General features: G+C 67.3%; 17 protein-coding genes. 7 read left to right on the forward strand and 10 right to left on the reverse strand.

Going from position 1 to position 16,616, the window contains the following annotated elements; translation table 11 throughout:
- Positions 1-402: 402 nt before the first annotated feature.
- A complete protein-coding gene (locus FOZ70_RS36585) occupies positions 403-735 on the forward strand; it encodes a cupin domain-containing protein (protein ID WP_219707835.1) in 333 nt (110 codons plus the stop codon).
- Positions 736-907: 172 nt separating this feature from the next.
- Here the strand turns inward: FOZ70_RS36585 and FOZ70_RS36590 are convergent, their stop codons facing one another.
- Positions 908-1,207: an H-NS histone family protein gene (locus tag FOZ70_RS36590; RefSeq protein ID WP_021160271.1), complete on the reverse strand. Its 300-nt coding sequence runs from the start codon at positions 1,205-1,207 to the stop codon at positions 908-910.
- A 280-nt stretch (positions 1,208-1,487) separates the two neighbouring features.
- Here FOZ70_RS36590 and FOZ70_RS36595 point away from each other — a divergent pair, with 280 nt between their 5' ends.
- Both FOZ70_RS36595 and FOZ70_RS36600 read left to right on the forward strand, forming a co-directional pair.
- Positions 1,488-1,976, forward strand: a complete 489-nt coding sequence (locus FOZ70_RS36595) for a RidA family protein (RefSeq protein WP_219707847.1) — start codon at positions 1,488-1,490, stop codon at positions 1,974-1,976.
- 790 nt (positions 1,977-2,766) lie between these two features.
- Complete coding sequence (locus FOZ70_RS36600; RefSeq protein WP_042975551.1) at positions 2,767-3,018, forward strand: hypothetical protein; 252 nt, start codon at positions 2,767-2,769, stop codon at positions 3,016-3,018.
- Between the two features lie 63 nt (positions 3,019-3,081).
- Here the strand turns inward: FOZ70_RS36600 and FOZ70_RS36605 are convergent, their stop codons facing one another.
- Positions 3,082-4,194 carry a histidinol-phosphate transaminase gene (locus FOZ70_RS36605; RefSeq protein ID WP_219707836.1) on the reverse strand — a complete coding sequence of 371 codons (1,113 nt, stop codon included), beginning with the start codon at positions 4,192-4,194 and terminating at the stop codon, positions 3,082-3,084.
- A gap of 434 nt (positions 4,195-4,628) precedes the next feature.
- Here FOZ70_RS36605 and FOZ70_RS36610 point away from each other — a divergent pair, with 434 nt between their 5' ends.
- From FOZ70_RS36610 to FOZ70_RS36625, 4 genes are all read left to right on the forward strand, one after another.
- A complete protein-coding gene (locus FOZ70_RS36610; RefSeq protein ID WP_224051602.1) occupies positions 4,629-5,714 on the forward strand; it encodes a helix-turn-helix transcriptional regulator in 1,086 nt (361 codons plus the stop codon).
- A 459-nt stretch (positions 5,715-6,173) separates the two neighbouring features.
- A complete protein-coding gene (locus FOZ70_RS36615) occupies positions 6,174-7,160 on the forward strand; it encodes a TRAP transporter substrate-binding protein (RefSeq protein WP_048027553.1) in 987 nt (328 codons plus the stop codon).
- Positions 7,157-7,729, forward strand: coding sequence for a TRAP transporter small permease (locus FOZ70_RS36620; RefSeq protein ID WP_219707837.1), 573 nt, complete (start codon positions 7,157-7,159; stop codon positions 7,727-7,729). The genes FOZ70_RS36615 and FOZ70_RS36620 overlap by 4 nt, the downstream gene beginning before the upstream one ends.
- A gap of 4 nt (positions 7,730-7,733) precedes the next feature.
- Positions 7,734-9,086, forward strand: coding sequence for a TRAP transporter large permease (locus FOZ70_RS36625; RefSeq protein ID WP_048027547.1), 1,353 nt, complete (start codon positions 7,734-7,736; stop codon positions 9,084-9,086).
- Between the two features lie 100 nt (positions 9,087-9,186).
- On the opposite strand, the gene FOZ70_RS36630 is transcribed toward FOZ70_RS36625, so the two are convergent.
- Genes FOZ70_RS36630 through FOZ70_RS36665 form a run of 8 tightly spaced genes read right to left on the reverse strand, consistent with a single transcriptional unit; the run spans position 9,187 to position 16,616 of the window.
- The gene (locus FOZ70_RS36630; RefSeq protein WP_059863193.1) at positions 9,187-9,435 is read right to left on the reverse strand and encodes a hypothetical protein; all 249 of its coding nucleotides are present in this window, start codon (positions 9,433-9,435) and stop codon (positions 9,187-9,189) included.
- Between the two features lie 32 nt (positions 9,436-9,467).
- On the reverse strand, positions 9,468-10,886 hold the full coding sequence (locus FOZ70_RS36635) for an FAD-binding oxidoreductase (protein WP_219707838.1): 1,419 nt from the start codon (positions 10,884-10,886) through the stop codon (positions 9,468-9,470).
- 2 nt (positions 10,887-10,888) lie between these two features.
- Positions 10,889-11,431: a hypothetical protein gene (locus FOZ70_RS36640; protein WP_059620343.1), complete on the reverse strand. Its 543-nt coding sequence runs from the start codon at positions 11,429-11,431 to the stop codon at positions 10,889-10,891.
- A gap of 45 nt (positions 11,432-11,476) precedes the next feature.
- Complete coding sequence (locus FOZ70_RS36645) at positions 11,477-12,556, reverse strand: ABC transporter permease (protein WP_027792024.1); 1,080 nt, start codon at positions 12,554-12,556, stop codon at positions 11,477-11,479.
- Positions 12,549-13,562 (reverse strand): ABC transporter ATP-binding protein, encoded by a 1,014-nt coding sequence (locus tag FOZ70_RS36650; RefSeq protein WP_219707839.1) that lies wholly within the window; start codon positions 13,560-13,562, stop codon positions 12,549-12,551. The genes FOZ70_RS36645 and FOZ70_RS36650 overlap by 8 nt, the downstream gene beginning before the upstream one ends.
- A 13-nt stretch (positions 13,563-13,575) precedes the next feature.
- Entirely contained in the window at positions 13,576-14,649 is a 1,074-nt protein-coding gene (locus FOZ70_RS36655; protein WP_048027529.1) for a TauD/TfdA family dioxygenase, read from the reverse strand.
- Positions 14,650-14,652: 3 nt separating this feature from the next.
- Positions 14,653-15,315, reverse strand: coding sequence for a class I SAM-dependent methyltransferase (locus FOZ70_RS36660; protein WP_021160286.1), 663 nt, complete (start codon positions 15,313-15,315; stop codon positions 14,653-14,655).
- 38 nt (positions 15,316-15,353) lie between these two features.
- Complete coding sequence (locus FOZ70_RS36665; RefSeq protein ID WP_219707840.1) at positions 15,354-16,616, reverse strand: citrate/2-methylcitrate synthase; 1,263 nt, start codon at positions 16,614-16,616, stop codon at positions 15,354-15,356.

Here is a 16,616-nt window from a genome sequence, read left to right on the forward strand (position 1 = left end):
CCGCTGGCTTACGAAGCACGTATTGGGCAACTCCGGCCAATTGACATCCTCGGCTAGCGAGGAAGCGCTGGTTAGCCCGCAGGCGAGTGCGATCAATGGGACACGCAACCCGTGCAAGGAGGGCACTGGGAAAGCGACGACAAGAGGAGCAAAAACGCGCATGGCATGGACCGGATGTTGACCTGAGCGAGAGCATAGCGCAATGAACTCAAGCCCTCGTTCATCAGCTCGTTGTGGCAAAAACATCGGATGGCTGATCCTGGCCGATCAGGGAAATAGGCACCCCCATCGTCTTCTTCCAACGAAACGAGCCGGTTCCAATCGCATCCATTGGGCTACAGTGAACCTTTCCCGCCACCGTCAACCCTGGCGCCCATCCAATACCGCCGACGAGGCCAACCCATGCAACTTCAAACCGGCAACCTGTTCACCGCCGATGTCCGGCGCGATGAGGACGAAAAAATCGACCTCCTCGTCACGGGCCAGCATCTGAACGTCGAGCGAATCGTATCGATGGGCCACACGAGCCCGGATGGTTTCTGGTATGACGACGCACGTGCCGAATGGGTCGTGCTGTTGTCGGGAGCGGCGGTGCTCGAATTCGAGGAAGGCCCGACGCGCCATGAAATGCATCCCGGCGACTACGTGCTGATCGAGCCGCATTGCCGCCATCGCGTTGCGTGGACGCACGAAGAAACGCAAACCGTCTGGCTTGCGATCTATTACGAACGTTGAATCAGGAAATAGTGCGAGGGCGGGGCCGAATGCGATCCGGCGCGCAGCATGCCGCCGCGCGCCGAATGAGACAAAGCCTCATCAACCCGGCACGGTCGTTGAATACCGCCGGTATCGATGCCCAAATAGCAGGACGGCGCGCAAAATCGCGCGCCGGTACGCGTCGAGAATCCTATTCCTGGATCAGGAATCGATTGCGATTCTTCGCGTCCTTGATCCATGCGGGCGCGCGACCGCGGCCCGACCAGGTTGCCCCGGTCTTCGGGTCGCGATACTTTGCCTGCACGGGGGCGGCCGCTTGCTTGGCCGGACGACCGCGACGGTTACCGAAAATGTCCTTCTCGGTAATGCCGAATTCCGCAACCTTGGTGCGGATGTCGTCGACGATCGCCTGGAATTCCGCGGCACGTGCAGCTTCGGCTTTCTCGGCCAAAGCTTCCATCTGGGCTTTCAGTTCCTTGTACGTTGCCATGTATCGCTCTTCAGGTTTGAGTACTCACATGATAGCGGTTTCAACGGAAAATTTTGAGGAAAATTCGCCGACTACGTGTTTTGTCGTCAATATGGCGATGCAGGACTGCTTCGAACACCTGAGAAGTGTGTCGTATTGACGAACACGTAGAGGATTACCCGGGCATCTTTAACGGCACCAGCATGTCAAGTTGACCGATCGCACGGGTTTTCTTCTTCAAGACAGGCAACCGGGATTTAACGACTCTTTACATTTTTATGAAGTATCGGGGAATTCACTGATGAACAGAGACGAGAAGCTGATTCAGATTGCCGCCGAATTCGGCTTCAATCCGGACGAGGAAATCAGGATTGGTGGAAAGTACATCCCCATTCTGGTCGACGGGAATTCGGCCTATATTGCCGGCCAGATTCCACGGATCGGCGAAGTGGTGCATTTCGTTGGCGTAGTGGGGGAATCCGTTTCGCTCGATGAAGGTCGCCGGGCTGCCGGCGTATCGGCACTGCGTGCGCTCTCGCTGATCAGAAAGCGCTGCGGCACGCTTGACGTAATAGCGGCGGTGCCGCGCATGACCGTGTATGTGCGAAGTGCACCCGGCTTCACGATGCAAAGCGAAGTTGCCGACGGCGCATCCGATGTTTTGTATGCAGTGCTTGGCGACGCCGGTGTTCATACGCGTACGTCGGTCGGCGTGCTGCAATTGCCCAAAGGTGCATCGGTGGAAGCGGATTTCATTTTCGGGTTGAAGCAGGGCAATGCCGGTATCTGATTCCGACGGGCTGTATCGCTCAGGTAGGTCGTTTCGCGAAACATCGGGATATTCGCGCGTGACATGCGAGTCACTACCGACAAGCGCTTTCAATACCTAAAAAACACCCGCCGATGGACTTCGACAGGTTGCCCGATCAAAAGGATTCGACGAAGCGTCAGGCGGCGTTCGATACCGGCGATGTGAATGCGCGCGGCGAGCCGGGCAAGTGGGCCGCGCCGTCGCGCACGCCGTGTCGAAACAATCTCGCACGCTGGCGCGTCACGCAGGCGCAAACGTTTTCGACGTGCACGGCGCACGATGGACGCCACACACCACGCGCCACGCGTTCCAGTCCGCGATCGTCGTGAACACGAATCCCGGGCCACGCTCATGCGCGCTGCAAGTCCTCGCCCCTTGCCTGCCCGGCGGCAGTGCGCCGGTTGCACGCCATTCAAGTAGCCAGCCGATCGCGAATTCATCCCCGGCCGGCCGCTGCATGCGCGCCTCCCGACGCCCCACGATTTCCGGAAATCCCCCTGCCAATATCTGCCGGCATCCCCACTTTGGGAGATGCCATTGCCCGACAGCAAGCCTACGATTGACCACAGGGCATCGGGGGCGGATGGCATCAGAACAAGCGGGCAGGCCCGCCATTCCGGGTCGAAATCAACACATGCCCACGCAGTTTATTGACACAGCTTCTGCGTACGATGGCGTTCGACGTGTGCGGTGAGTCGCTTTCATCGCAACACGATGGCGCGTTGATGACGGAAGGCCTGCTGTCGTATTTCGGGGAATTTCAATCAATATGCTGGCACGAGACTATGTGGAACGAGAGCTCTCTCACATCCAGAGGATGGTGGCTCTCCTGGACAGCGAACAGAACGCTGACGATGTGTCGATGTCGGGCGCGGGGCGCGTGCGGCATCCGAGCTACTGGCGCGGGCGAATCGAGGAGCTGCTGTCGGCGCCCGATGTGCCGCGCCACATCAGAAAGCTCAGCGAAGCGGTGCTCGCGAAGATCGACGAGATGGAAATGCGCTTCGCGGCGATGAAGTAAGTGCATCGTCGGATACGGCGCCGGCACGTTTCCCGTCGCGTCGTCGACCGGATGGCCGGTCGCTTATCCGGCCGCCATCACATCAAGCAGGGCCGCACGGAATGCGGCCATCTCCGCAGCGGTGCCGAGGGACACGCGCAGATACGCGGGCGGGCCCGATTCGCGAATCAGGACGCCGTGGCGCAGCAGGCCGCTCCAGATCCGGTGCCGGTCGGCAAACTCGCCGAACATCACGAAGTTCGCATCCGAATCGGCCACCGTGAGGCCCAGGCCGCGCAGCCAGCCGACGGTCGAATCGCGCTCGGCCTTGATCGTCTCGACTTGCGACAGCATCTCGTCGCGCGCGACCAGCGCCGCGCAGGCCGCCGCCTGGGTGAAGGCGGACAGGTGGTAGGGCAAGCGAACCAGCTTCAGCGCCTGCACGACCGCGGGCGCGCACGCGCAATACCCGACGCGGCCGCCCGCGAACTTGAATGCCTTGCTCAACGTGCGGGTCACGATGAGCCGCGGATGATCCGGTAGCAGCGTCACCGCGCTGGGTACGCCGTGACGCCGGAACTCCGCATAGGCTTCGTCGACGACGACCACGCCCGGCGCGACGTCGAGGATGGCGCGAATATCGCCGACCGGCAGCGCGGTTCCGGTCGGGTTGTTCGGCGACGTCAGCAGCACCACGTCCGGCTGGTGCGCGCGGATACTGTCGAGCGCCTGATCCACGTCCAGCGCGAAATCGCCGGTGCGCGGCAACGTATGGAGGCGCGTGAAAGTCGTGCGGCAGTATTCGTCATACATGGGATACGCGGGCGTAAAGGCCAGCGCCGATCGCCCCGGGCCGCCGAATGCCTGCAGGATCTGCTGGATCACCTCATTCGAGCCGTTGGCGGCCCAGATGCCCGCTGCGTCGACCGTCACGCCGGTGTCGTGCGTCAGATACGCCGCCAGATGCGATCGCAGCCCGGCAAACTCGCGATCGGGATAGCGGTTCGCCGCGCGCGCGGCGTCGGCCACCGCGGTCGCGATGCGCTCGACGAGCGCGGGCGACGGCGGGTAGGGATTCTCGTTGACGTTCAGGCAGACCGGCACGTCGAGCTGCGGCGCCTCGTACGCGTGCTGCAACCTGAGGTCCTCGCGCAGCGGCAGATCCGACAAGGCGACTTCTTTCCAGGTCTGTTGCATTGAAAACACTCCGTACGGTATCGATTGATCGGCGCAGCAGGTTTTTAAGGCGGCAAAAAACAAAAAAGGCGCCGCAGGCGCCTTGGTTGTCGTCTTGATCGGGCATTCACCCGATGCAATTGCTAGATGCGAAACGAACCACGGCGCAACAGGGGGCGTCCGTGGTGATGGTGCAGCGAGTGCGTGGTGTTTCGAATCGTCATGCGTCGCATCATGGCATACCGCGGTCCGGAAGAAAAGCGCGCCACCCCGTGTGCGCCGGATTCGATTGGGCCCATGGCGCCGGAAAAATGCCCATTACGTCTGACGATAAACGGTAACAAACGTCGTATTTCGACCAAATGCGAACGAGTGATTCAAACGCTGGCGCCAATTGACTAAGATGCGCAGAAGACGTTCGACAAAAACGCACGGCGCGGGGTGGCCAGATGCAAATGAACGGGTTGATTCCATCGGCATGGATCGATGACGTCTATGCCGCGGCACTGGGCGATCAGCGCTGGGAAACGGTGCTGGACGGGCTGCGATCGTGGGTCGGCGTGCGCATGGTCACGCTGCTGTCGTTCGACGACGCGGCGCGGGTGCCGGCGATCGAGAAGGCGGCGGGTGACGACGCGTCATGGGTCGCCGCGTGTTATCACACGTACAACACCGAGTTCTATCGGTACGACCCGGTCGTGCCGGTCGCCGGCAACTGGCCGGCGGGCCGCTGGTTCGAGGACGTCAGGCACCTGTCCGCGCACCAGCGCGCGCACAGCGAGTTCTACCAGGAGTTCCTTCACCCTTATGGGATCGGCAGCATCTCGGGCCTGTACATTCATCGCGGCGAGGGTTCGGGCGCATTCCTCAGCGTCCAGGGCGGCCTCGAATCGCAGGGGCTGTCCGACGATCAGCGCCGCGCGATCGAAAACATGGGCATGCACATCAGCCGCGCGCTGCAGATCCAGGCGCGGATCGGCGAGCTCGAGGCGCGCGTGGCCGCGGCCGAATCGGCGCTCGATGCGATTCCGGTGCCGGTGTTCCTGCTCGGCGCGCAGCGCGAATTGCGCTATACGAATCGCGCGGCCGATCAGCTGATCGCGGCGGAGCCGGCGTTGCGGGTGGTGAACGGGCGTTTCGCGCCGGAAGGCTGCGTCGACGATGTGCAATGGCGGCACGCGTACGCGCGCGGCGGGCTGTTGTTGCGGCGCGCGACGGGCGAACCGTTGCCGCTCGCGTTGATGCCGGTGCCCGAGCAGTCGCGCCTGATGCGCGAGCGGCCGGGCGTCGCGACGCTGATGACGGCCGCCGACCTGCGTTCGCCGTCGGCCCGCGCGCAGCGGCTGCGCGTGTTCTACGGACTGTCGTCGGCAGAGGCGGATCTCGCCGTGCTGCTGTGCTGCGACGGGCTGTCGCCGCAGGAGTGCGCGGGGCTGCGCGGCGTGTCGATCGGCACGATCCGCACGCAGATCAAGTCGATCTACGCGAAGACGGCCGTGGCGCGCGCGGCGCAACTGACGTCGCTGGTCATGCAGACATGACGGCAACGGCAGGCGGCCGCGCCTGTCGCTGCACGCTTTCCCCGTCGTTCTTTCCTTCCTGAATCGCGCCGCCGGCGGCGCGTGCGCATGACATTGCGCCGACGTACATGCGTTGAGATCAGTCATCCTACGACAATGAAAAGCGAAGCGGGCGATCGATTTCGCCTGTCAGCCTGAGCAATCAGCCAGCCGCTCGCCGCAAATGCGAATCCGCTTCCGGAAAACGTTTCGCATGGCGCCACCTAAACAGAGAATACGATTCCCCGAAATTCGCTGCAAACCCATCGTGGCTGCGGTTCTACGGGTATGCACCAAGTGAGTTAAACGATTAACCGACGTACATTCGCGTCAACACGTCATACGACGTATGACTCTGCGGCCGGTGAGCACGGCGTCGAAGCGTGCGCATGCCGGCCGCTCGCCGCGCGACAACGAGTACAACCATCAAGGAGACTGACGATGAAGCACCGATTCACCCGCTCCCGTACCGCCCTGGCCGTTGCGCTACTGGCCGGCTTCGCGATGTCCGCCCAGGCGCGCGTGTTCCGCTCGGCGGACGTGCATGGCGACAACTTCCCGACCAACATGGCCGTGAAGTTCATGGGCGACGAACTGTCGAAGCAGACGGGCGGCAAGGATTCGATCAAGGTGTTCGGCAACAGCGCGCTCGGCTCGGAGAAGGACACGGTCGACCAGGTGCGGATCGGCGCGATCGACATGGCGCGCGTAAACGGTGCGTCGTTCAACGAGATCGTGCCGGAATCGCTGATCCCGTCGTTCCCGTTCCTGTTCCGCGACGTCGATCATTTCCGCAAGGCGATGTACGGCCCGGCCGGCCAGAAGATCCTGGACGCGTTCACCGCGAAAGGGATGATCGCGCTGACGTTCTACGAGAGCGGCGCGCGCTCGATCTACGCGAAGCGCCCGGTGCGCTCGCCGGCCGACATGAAGGGGCTGAAGGTGCGCGTGCAACCGTCCGACCTGATGGTCGACGAGATCAAGGCGATGGGCGGCACGCCGACGCCGATGCCGTTCGCCGAGGTGTACACGGGGCTGAAGACGGGCCTCGTCGACGCGGCTGAAAACAACATGCCGTCGTACGAGGAAACCAAGCACTACGAAGTGGCGCCCGACTACTCGGAGACGCAGCACGCGATGACGCCGGAAGTGCTGGTGTTCTCGAAGAAGGTCTGGGACACGCTGTCGCCGCAGGAGCAGGCGGCGATCAGGAAGGCCGCGGCCGATTCGGTGCCGTACTACCAGAAGCTGTGGACCGCACGAGAGGCGTCCGCGCAGCAGGCGGTGACGAAGGGCGGCGCGAAGGTCCTGCCGGCCGCGCAGATCGATCGCGCGGCGTTCGTGAAGGCGATGCAGCCGCTGTGGACGAAGTACGAGAAAACGCCGCAGATGAAGCAGATCGTCGACGAGATCGAGGCCACCAAGTGACGCGTCGCACTTCCCTGAACGGCGCCGCGGCCGCCGGCGGGGCGGCCGCCGCTCCGGACGGCACGGGGCCGGCGCGGCCGCATGCCGCGCCGCTCCTGCGCTGCGTGAACGACGTGCTGTTCCGCGTGCTGGCGGTGATCGCGTCGGCGTGCCTCGCGGTGCTGACGGTGCTGGTGTTCTACGCGGTCGTGATGCGCTACGTGTTCGAGAACGCGCCGGATTTCGTGGAGCCGATCGCGCTGCTGCTCGTGATCGTGATCGCGATGTTCGGCGCGGCGATGAAGGTGCGCGACGGTGGACACATCGGCCTCGATTCGCTCGTGCGCCGGCTGCCGCCCAGGTCGCGCACGGTGGTGTTCGCGATCCAGCACATGATCATGATCGCGTTCGCGATCATGATCATGGCCGGCTGCGGCAGCATGGCCGCCGAGACGATGGGCGACCGCATTCCGATCATCGGGCTGCCCGAAGGCGTGCGCTACCTGATCGCGATGCCGGCCGCGATCGCCATCATCCTCTTCTCGCTCGAGCACCTGCTCGCGCTTCGTCGTTCTTCGCCGGGGCAATAACGCCATGGAACTCGCGATCCTGTCCGTCAGTTTTCTGATTTTCCTCGTGCTCGGTGTGCCCGTGTCGTTCGCGCTCGGCATCGCCTGCGTGCTGACCTATATGGTCGAAGGCCTGCCGATCGCGACCGCGATGCAGGCGATGATCTCGGGAATGAATGCGTTCTCGTTCCTCGCGGTGCCGTTCTTCATCTTCTCCGGCGAACTGATGCTGCACGGCGGCATCGCGGACCGGATCCTGCGCTTCGCGCAGGCGACCGTCGGCCACTTCCGCGGCGGCCTCGGGATGGCGAACGTCGTCGCCTGCACGCTGTTCGGCGGCGTGTCGGGTTCGCCGACCGCTGATACGTCGGCGATGGGCGGCGTGGTGATTCCGCTGATGAAGCGCGAAGGCTACAGCGCCGCGTACGCGGTCAACGTGACGACGCACGCGTCGCTCGCCGGCGCGCTGATGCCGACGTCGACCAACATGATCATCTACGCGTTCGCCGCGCAGGGCATTACCGGAATGCTGCACGGCCAGCCGGTGAGCGGCGTGTCGATCGGCGACCTGCTGTTTTCCGGGCTGCTGCCGGTGTTGTGGGTGATGGGCTTCGTGCTCGCCGCCGCGTACTGGCAGGCGGTGCGCCACGGCTACCCGCGCCGCGAAGACGGTTCGTCCGCGCTGCCCGCGTTTCCCGGCTGGTATGCGGTGCTGCGCAGCTTCGTCGGCGCGGTGCCCGGGCTGATGGTGATCGCGATCATCCTCGTGTGCGTCGCGAAGGGGATCGCGACCGCGACCGAAGCCGCCGCGATCGCCGTCGTGTACTCGCTCGTGCTGACCGCGGTCGTGTACCGCACGCTGACGGCCGAGAAGCTGCGCCGCGCGCTGTCGCATGCGGCGCGCACGACGGGGGTCGTGCTGCTGCTGATCGCGGTGTCCAACATGCTGCGCTTCCAGATGTCGTACCTGGAGATTCCGGATGCGATCGAGGGGTTGCTGAAGCAGTCGACCGCCGCGCCGTGGCTGATGCTGCTGTACATCAACATCATCCAGGTGTTCCTCGGCACGTTCGTCGACATGGCCGCGCACATCCTGATCACGACGCCGCTGTTCCTGCCGATCGCGATGGCGTGCGGTGTCGGGCCGGTGCAGTTCGGGATCATGCTGCTGCTGAACTGCTCGCTCGGCCTCGTGCATCCGCCGATCGGCTCGGTGCAGTTCGTCGGCTGCGCGATCGGCAACGTGTCGATCGGGGAGACGACGAAGATGGCGTGGCCGTATTACCTCGCGATTTTCAGTGCGATCAACATCGTCACTTACATGCCGTTCTTCTCGACCTGGCTGCCCAGCGTGATCAGCGGGCACGCGGTGTTCTGACCGGATGCGTTGCCTGACGCGGCGCCGGACGACCGAGGTTGTCCGGCGCCGCGTTCGTTTGCGTGGCGCCCTTTCAATTCAACGGAATGCACATGCCCGCTCAATCCTGCTGCGTATCCGGCTCGCCGTTTCCATCGGCCGACCGTTCGTCGCGCCGGTCCGCCAGCTCGCGCCACAACGCCGGGCGCGCATGATCGCGGGGCGGCAGCGGAATCACGTAGGCCACTCCTCGCACGTTGATCACGGCCCCCGAGTCGGGCAGCGTGGCCGGAATGCCGGAGAGCGGCGGGTCGGTACCCGGTTCGGAATCCGTACCCGGGCCCAGGCCGGACGGGTGTCGAAGCATCATGCAAATTCTCCCTGGCGCCGCGAATCGGCGCATCAATAGCGGACCCGCCCGATCAACCCCAACGGATCGACGGCGTGCTGGACGGCGGCGGCGAGTTCCCGATGCGCGGCCGGCACGTGCTTGCGGTAATACGCGACGTTGACCGGCCCGACCCCATGCTCCGCGCTGAAGCAGCCGCCGGCCCGCACGACGCGCTCGTACAGCGCGCCGCGCAGCGCCACCTGCTGCAGCGGCCCGTAGCGTTCCGCGCCGGCGTGGGGGATCGACACGACAAGATGGCAGCCGCCGTCGCCGAAATGACCGAATGCGTGGCAGCGCAGCGACGGATGCGCCGCCGCGATCCATTGCTCGGCATCGGCGACGAATGCGGCCAGCGCGCCGCGCGGAAACGACACGTCGAACGACAGCGGAATGCCGTGCTGCGCAACCGCAACCGGCAGTGCATCGCGGATCCGCCAGAACCGTTCGGCCGGCGCGCAGGCCGCGTCGAGTACCACGCGTTCACCCGCCAGCGTGTCGAGCGTCGCAATCGCGCGATCCTCGAGCAGCCCGTCGAGCCCCGGCATGCCGGTCGCGATCTCGACGAGCGCGTAGCATGCGGCGGCATCCGCTTCAAACGGGATGCGCAGCGCCGGAAACGCGGCGGCGACGCAACCGACGGCCGCGGCCGACATGAATTCGAACGCCGACAGCATCTCGCCGAACGCGCGCTCGAACGCGAGCAGCCCGGCGAGCGCTGCGTCGTACGACGCAAACGCGACGAACGCGGCACACGACGACCGTTCGAGCGGTGCGAGCGCGAACGACACGGCCGTCACGAGCCCGTGGGCGCCGTTCGCGCCGATGAAGCATTGCGTGACGTCGAAGCCCGCGTTGCGCTTGCGAAGCGGCGCGAGCGCGTCGATCACGGTGCCCGCCGCGTCGGCGAGCACGACTTCGACGCCGAGCACGTTGCGGCGCACGTCGCCGTACTTGATCAGGCGGCTGCCGCCCGCGTTGGCGCCGACGAGGCCGCCGGCCGCCGGATCGCTGCCGAGGTCGATCGGCAGGCAGAGGCCGGCGTCGGCCGCCACGCGGTTGATGTCGGACAGCCGCGCGCCGGCCTCGACCGTGATGCTGCGATTCGCCGCGTCGAACGCGCGAACGGCGCGCATCCGGTCGAACGACACCACGCATTGCGTGCCGCTGCGATCGGGCACGGCGGCGCCGACGAGCCCGGTCCGTGCCCCCTGCGCGACGAGCGCGACACGGTGCGCGACGGCGACCCGCGCGAGCGCGCTCGTGTCGGCGGTCGACGCCGGCCGCGCGACACCGAGCGCGAGGCCGCCGTGTTGCGTCACGTCCGTCGCGTACGGCTCGCAGGCTTCGGCCGACGCACCGTCGAGCCAGCCGTCGCCGAGCGTCGCGGCGAGCGCGTGCCGTTGCGCGGCGCGGTCGGGCAGCGCGCTCATCGTCAGCCGGCCCGCACGAGCTGCTTGCGCAGGCGGCCGCGCACGACGACCAGCGCGATCAGCGGCACGACGCCGCCCCACAGCGGGCTGTGGCGCATCGCGATCGACACCGCGAGCGCGACGACGGTGACGGCGAGCAGCACGATCGACAGCGAACGGGCGCGCGCATGGTCGACGAACGTGCCGTCGACGAACCCACCGTCCGACCACGCGGTATGCACGATGCCGACGACCAGCACGCACACGAGCATCGCGGTCGGCCCGAGTTCTTCTCCCCACAAACGGCTACCTGTCGGCGACACGAGCGCCAGCACCGCGCCGATCACGAGGAACAGGTCGACGCCGATCGCGATGCTGTTGCGGTCCGCGCGGCGGATCAGCCATGCGCCGTGCACGAGCGCGAGCACGCCGCCGATCAGGAACGCGTGCGTCCAGCGCACGTCCGGCTGTCCGGGCCCGAGCCGGCCGTAGAACAGGAACACGATCGCCGGCAGGAAGTTGCTCGCGTGCAGCAGGTAGTCGGTGATGGGATTGCTCGATTTCATCGGGAGATTCTCCTTCGTCGAAACGTCGAAACGATGGGCGACGCGTCATGCGTCGTGCCAGCGGAACAGCCGCGCGGCGGCGAACAGGAACAGCGCCGTGCTCGCGGTCATGCCGAGCAGTTGCGGCGCGAGCTGCGCGTACGGGGCGCCGTCGACCAGCGCGCCGCGCAGCGCGACGGCGAACTGGTTGGTCGGCAGGAATGCGAGTACCGCCTTGAGCCAGGCCGGTGCGTCGTGCATCGGGATCGTCAGGTCGCTGAAGAACAGCAGCGGGTAGTAGGTGACGTTGCACGCGAGTTCGGCGGCCGCGAGCGACCGCGTGCGGCTCGCGAGCAGCACGCCGATGCTGAGCACCATCGCCGCGCCGAGCAGCACGATCGGCAATGCACGCAGCCCGTCCGGCGTCGCGATCGGCAGCGCGATGCCGAACGCGACACGTGCGACCGTCAGCAGCACGAGCGCCGACAGCGCCATCATCACCATCCGCGCGACGATCAGCGCGGCGAGGAACACGCCGCGCGAGACCGGGAAGCACACGTACAGCTTGAAGGTATTGCGTTCGCGCAGCGACGCGATCGCGGTGGTCGTCGAGTTCAGGCCGATCGCCATGAACGCCATCACGAGAATGCCGGTCGCGAAGAACGCGCCATAGTCGAACGGGCGGCGCGCCGGTGCCGCGTTCTCGAAGCGCGCCTGCGCGGCCGGCAGCCCGAGCCGCTGCGCGGCGCAGCGGGCGAGCGCGATCTCGACGACGCGCGACGCGGCCTTGACCGCGAGCGAGCCGTTGAAGTCGTAGCGGATCGTCGCCGGCGTGCGCTCGTCGGCGCCGAGCACGACGGTCACGCGATCGGCCGCCGCGCCGCGCCCGCCGAAGGTCGCCTTCACCGTGTCGCTGTGCGTGAGGCTGGCGACGATCTGCGCTTCGCATGCGCGGCTGTACGGTGTCGCGCCGCCGGGCACGTCGAACGCGATGTCGGCGGTGCCGAGCGACCCCGATCCGCCGAACGCGAACAGCATCACGCTCAGCAGGAACACCGGGAACACGAGCGTCCAGAACAGCGACGAGCGGCTGCGCAGATAACCGAGCAGCTCGTTGCGCACGAGAATCAGGAACACCTTAGTCATGGACGGGGCCCTCGGTACAGAGGCGCAGCAGGTCGCCCGGCGTGCTCGGCGCGAGCGCGAGATGCTGGATGCCCTGTTCGCCGACGATGCGGTGCACGTTCGGATGCAGCGTCGCATCGCCGAACACCTCGACGACGTGCGCGGCCGACACGCGCACGCCGGTCACGCCCGGCAGCGCCGCGAGCCGCTTGCGCAGCGCGCGCGCGTCGGCTTCGTCGCGGCAATGCAGGACCGCGCGCGCTTCGCCGACGAGCTCGGCGCGCAGCGCGTCCTTGTCGCCCTGGTAGCGCACGCCGCCGTCGCGCACCCAGACGAGATCGTCGACGACGGCAAGCTCCTCCTCGGCGTGGCAGATCATCGCGACGCTCGTGCCGCGCGCACGGTGGCGCAGCAGGTCGATCACGACGCCCGCATAACGACGGTCGAGGCCGGTGAACGGTTCGTCGAGCACGGCCAGTTCGGGGCGGTGCGCAAGCGCCACGTAGAGATCCACGCGCTGGCGCTGCCCCTTCGACAGCGCACGGCACGGCTTGTCGAGCAATTCGGCGATGCCGAGCGCCTCGGTGACCGCGTCGTCCGCATGCACGTACATCGCGCGGTGCAGCGCGACGATCTCCGACACGCGGAGATGGTCGGGATACTCGACCTTCTGCAGCTGCGCGCCGAGCCGCCGCAGCGACGGCGTGTCGCGCATGAAGCGCGCGGCCGGCACGTCGAGCACGCGCACGTCGGTGCCGCCGCGCCGGAAGCCGAGCAGCGTTTCGAGCAGCGTGGTCTTGCCGGAGCCGTTCGGCCCGACGATCGCCGTGACCGCGCCGAGCCGGAACCGCACGTGCCGCGCGGAGAAACGGAAATCGCCGGCCGCGACGTCGATCGCGCGCGCGCCGAGCGCCGCACCCGGCGCGTGCGCATCGGGCAGCGGCTGCGAGGCCGTGCGCAGCGGCCGGTCGAACGCGGTGTGCGGGCCGAACAGCGCGCGCACGGAGGCGAGGAACGAATCGCTCATCGTCGGCTTCCTGTCAGTCGAACAGCATGACCTGCGTGTCGCGCGCGCCCCGGTACGGGTTGCGGCCGTGCGCGACCAGCATGTTGTCGACGACGAGCACGTCGCCGGCCTGCCACGGGAATGCGAGCTCCTCTTCGTCGAACGCATCGTAGATCGCGACGAGATCGTCGAACGGCATCGGCGAGCCGTCGCCGTAGCGGATCTCGTACGGGAACGCGGCGCGCGCGCCGTACATGCGCTGCAGGTAGCGGTAGCTGAGCTCGCCCATCGAGCGCGGGTTCGGGTGCTGCGCGCTGGCCTGGTTGAACCAGACGGTTTCGCCGGTGCGCGGATGCGCGCGCAGCGCGCTGCCGACGTGCGACACGGTCACGCTGCCGTCGTCGAGCCAGCGGCAGCCGACGCCGCGTTCCGCGCACAGCCGCTCGACCTCGTCGCGGTCGCGCGTGCCGAACGCGTCGTGCCACGGCCGGTGGTATTCGGCGAACGGCAGGTTCGGGTTGGCGGCGAGGCCGTCCGCGCGATCGCCGGGCGCCGCGAAGTTGCGCAGGTACATCACGCCGCGCGCGGCGAACCGTTCGCGCAGCGCGGCCGGCACGCGCGCCGTCACGCGCCGCATGTCGCAGATCGGCGTTTCGCCGCCCGCATCGGCCGGCTGCCGGCAATAGAACGCGACGAGGCGCGGGAACGCGGGCATGTAGGCCATCTCCTGATGCAGCCCGATCTTGAACGGCGGCGGCATGCGGGTCGATTCGTACACCTGGCCGTCGATCTGCTTGCGCGGCGCGGCGCCCGCCGTGTAACCGTTCGCGTGCGCCGGATACAGCGCGCCGAGGCGGCCGAACGCGGCGGTGTCGGGCACCGCGAAACCGCGCCACAGCAGCGCGCCGCACGCGTCGAGCAGCGTGTCGATCGTGTCGAGCCGCGAGCGGTACCACGCGACGAACATCTCCGGCGAGGTCGCGAGCTCGGCGCTGCGCGGCGTCACGCACAGCGGCAGCGTCGCGCCGGGCGCGACTGCCGCGCAGTGCACGTCGTCGGCGCCGAGCCGCACGGCGGCGTGCGCGGCGAGAAAGGCGAGGTCGGTCATCGCTCAGGCCAGCGCCGGTTTCTTCAGCAGGATCTCGAAGCCGAGCGCGCCGAGCCCGGCGCTCGGGCTGTAGATCGACGCGACGTCCGCGAGGCCGGCTTCGGCGACGAGCGCATGCGCTTCGTCGAGCGTGATCTTTTCCTCGACGTGGGTCGGCGGATAGTCGGCGGCGGCGCGCATCTCGGTGAAACGGTCGAGCAGGTGCTGCGGCGCGTCGCGGCGCATGTCGTGCACGAGCGCGATGCCGCCCGGCTCCAGCACGCGATACATCTCGGTCAGGCTGAGTGCCTTGTCGGGCAGGTGGTGCAGCGTCGCGCGGCCGACGGCCATCGTCAGCGTGCCGTCGTCGAACGGCAGCGCGAGCGCGTCGCCGACGCGCATCTCGATCGTGTCGTCGAGATCGAGTTCGCGGATGCGCGGGCGGCCTTCGTCGAGCATCGCCGGATCGAGGTCGATGCCGACGTAGCGCCAGCCGCGCATCGCCGGGTCGGTGGCGAGCCGCACCGGCACGACGCCGGTGGCCGTGCCGATGTCGGCGATCACGCCGGGCGTCATCCCGCGCGCGAGCTGGCGGATGCGGCTGATGAACAGCAGGTCCCACGGTTCGAGCGTTTCGGTGGCGAAGCGATCGTAGTCGTTCGCCGGGCGCAGGTTCTTGAGCAGCATGACGTTCCTTTTGCTGAATGGTGTCGATGGATGAAGGTTCACAGCCAGCCGACCGGCACGGCGGCCAGCAGCCGTCGCGCGGTCGCGCTGTTGACGCCGAAGGCCGGGCGGCGCCGGCGCTCGACCGCATGCGCGGCCATCGCCGCGATGCGCGCGCCGAGCCCGACACCGACGCCCCACGACGGCGCGGCGACACCGAGTTCGAGCAGCGTCGCCGCCGTCAGGAAATCGATGTTCGGCCGCAACGCGCGGCGGGCGTCGGCCTGCGCGCAGCACGCGTCGAACAGCGTCACGTACGCGCCGTCGAAGCCGCGCGCGGCGAACAAGCCGCGCATGTGCGGCGGACGCGGATCGGCGACGAACAGCGGATGGCCGAAGCCGTACAGCGTGTGTTTCGCGTCGAGCGCCGCATCGATCGCCGCGCGGCCGGCGGCGTCGAGCGCGGCGGGCGGTGCGTCGATGCCGCCCGGGACCGAGCGTGCGAGCGCGGCGAGCCAGTGCATCGCTTCGAGTGCCGCGCCGACGTGCGACGGGCCGCTCGCGAGGAAACCGGACGCGATCGCCTGCGTGAGCGTGACGCCGGTGCCGATCGCGACGCGCGGCGCGAGCACGGTCGGCGTGATGTAGCCGAAGCCGGCGTGCCACGCGACGAGCAGCATGTCCATTGCCGCTTGAGCCTGCGCATCGTGGCGTGTCGCGCCGGTCAGCACGAGCATGCGTTGCGCTTGCGTCGCGGCGGTATCGAGCGAAGCGCCGCCGTCGGTGCCGGCCGCAAACGGACGGCCTTCGATCGCCGCATGCAGCAGGAACGGCGCGGCGGCCGCGCACAGCAGCATCGTGTCGAGATCGGCGTCGTCCGGCGCGTTGCCGGGCATGCGTGCCGTCACGTCGTCGAAGCCGCGCAACAGGCCGGACGCGGCCGCGAACACCGGCGCGACACCCGCCGCGCCGAGATCCGTGGCGACGGACTGCGCGGCCGAGCCGGGCGCCAGCGCCGCGGCGAACGCCGCGAGCCGCGTGCGGATCGCCGCCTCGTGCTTGCCATGAGCCGCGTTGCCCGGCGCGACGTCGAACCACAGGTGCGCGAGCGCGCCTTCGAACGTCGTCGCGCCGATCAGCGCGTTCAGGTCGAGATCGCGCACGCGCAGCGCCTCGGGCTCGAGCGTCGCGCCGTCGATGTCGGTGCCGCGATGGCGCGTTGCGGGGCGGCCGAGCAGGTTGCGCGGGGCGTCGCCGGTCGAGGTGGCCGGCGCGTTCGTGCCGGTCGAAACGTTCGTGCCGGAATCGAGTGTCGTGTCCAT

It is taken from the genome of Burkholderia sp. COPS, from assembly GCF_019425585.1.
GTDB classification, from domain to species: domain Bacteria; phylum Pseudomonadota; class Gammaproteobacteria; order Burkholderiales; family Burkholderiaceae; genus Burkholderia; species Burkholderia cepacia.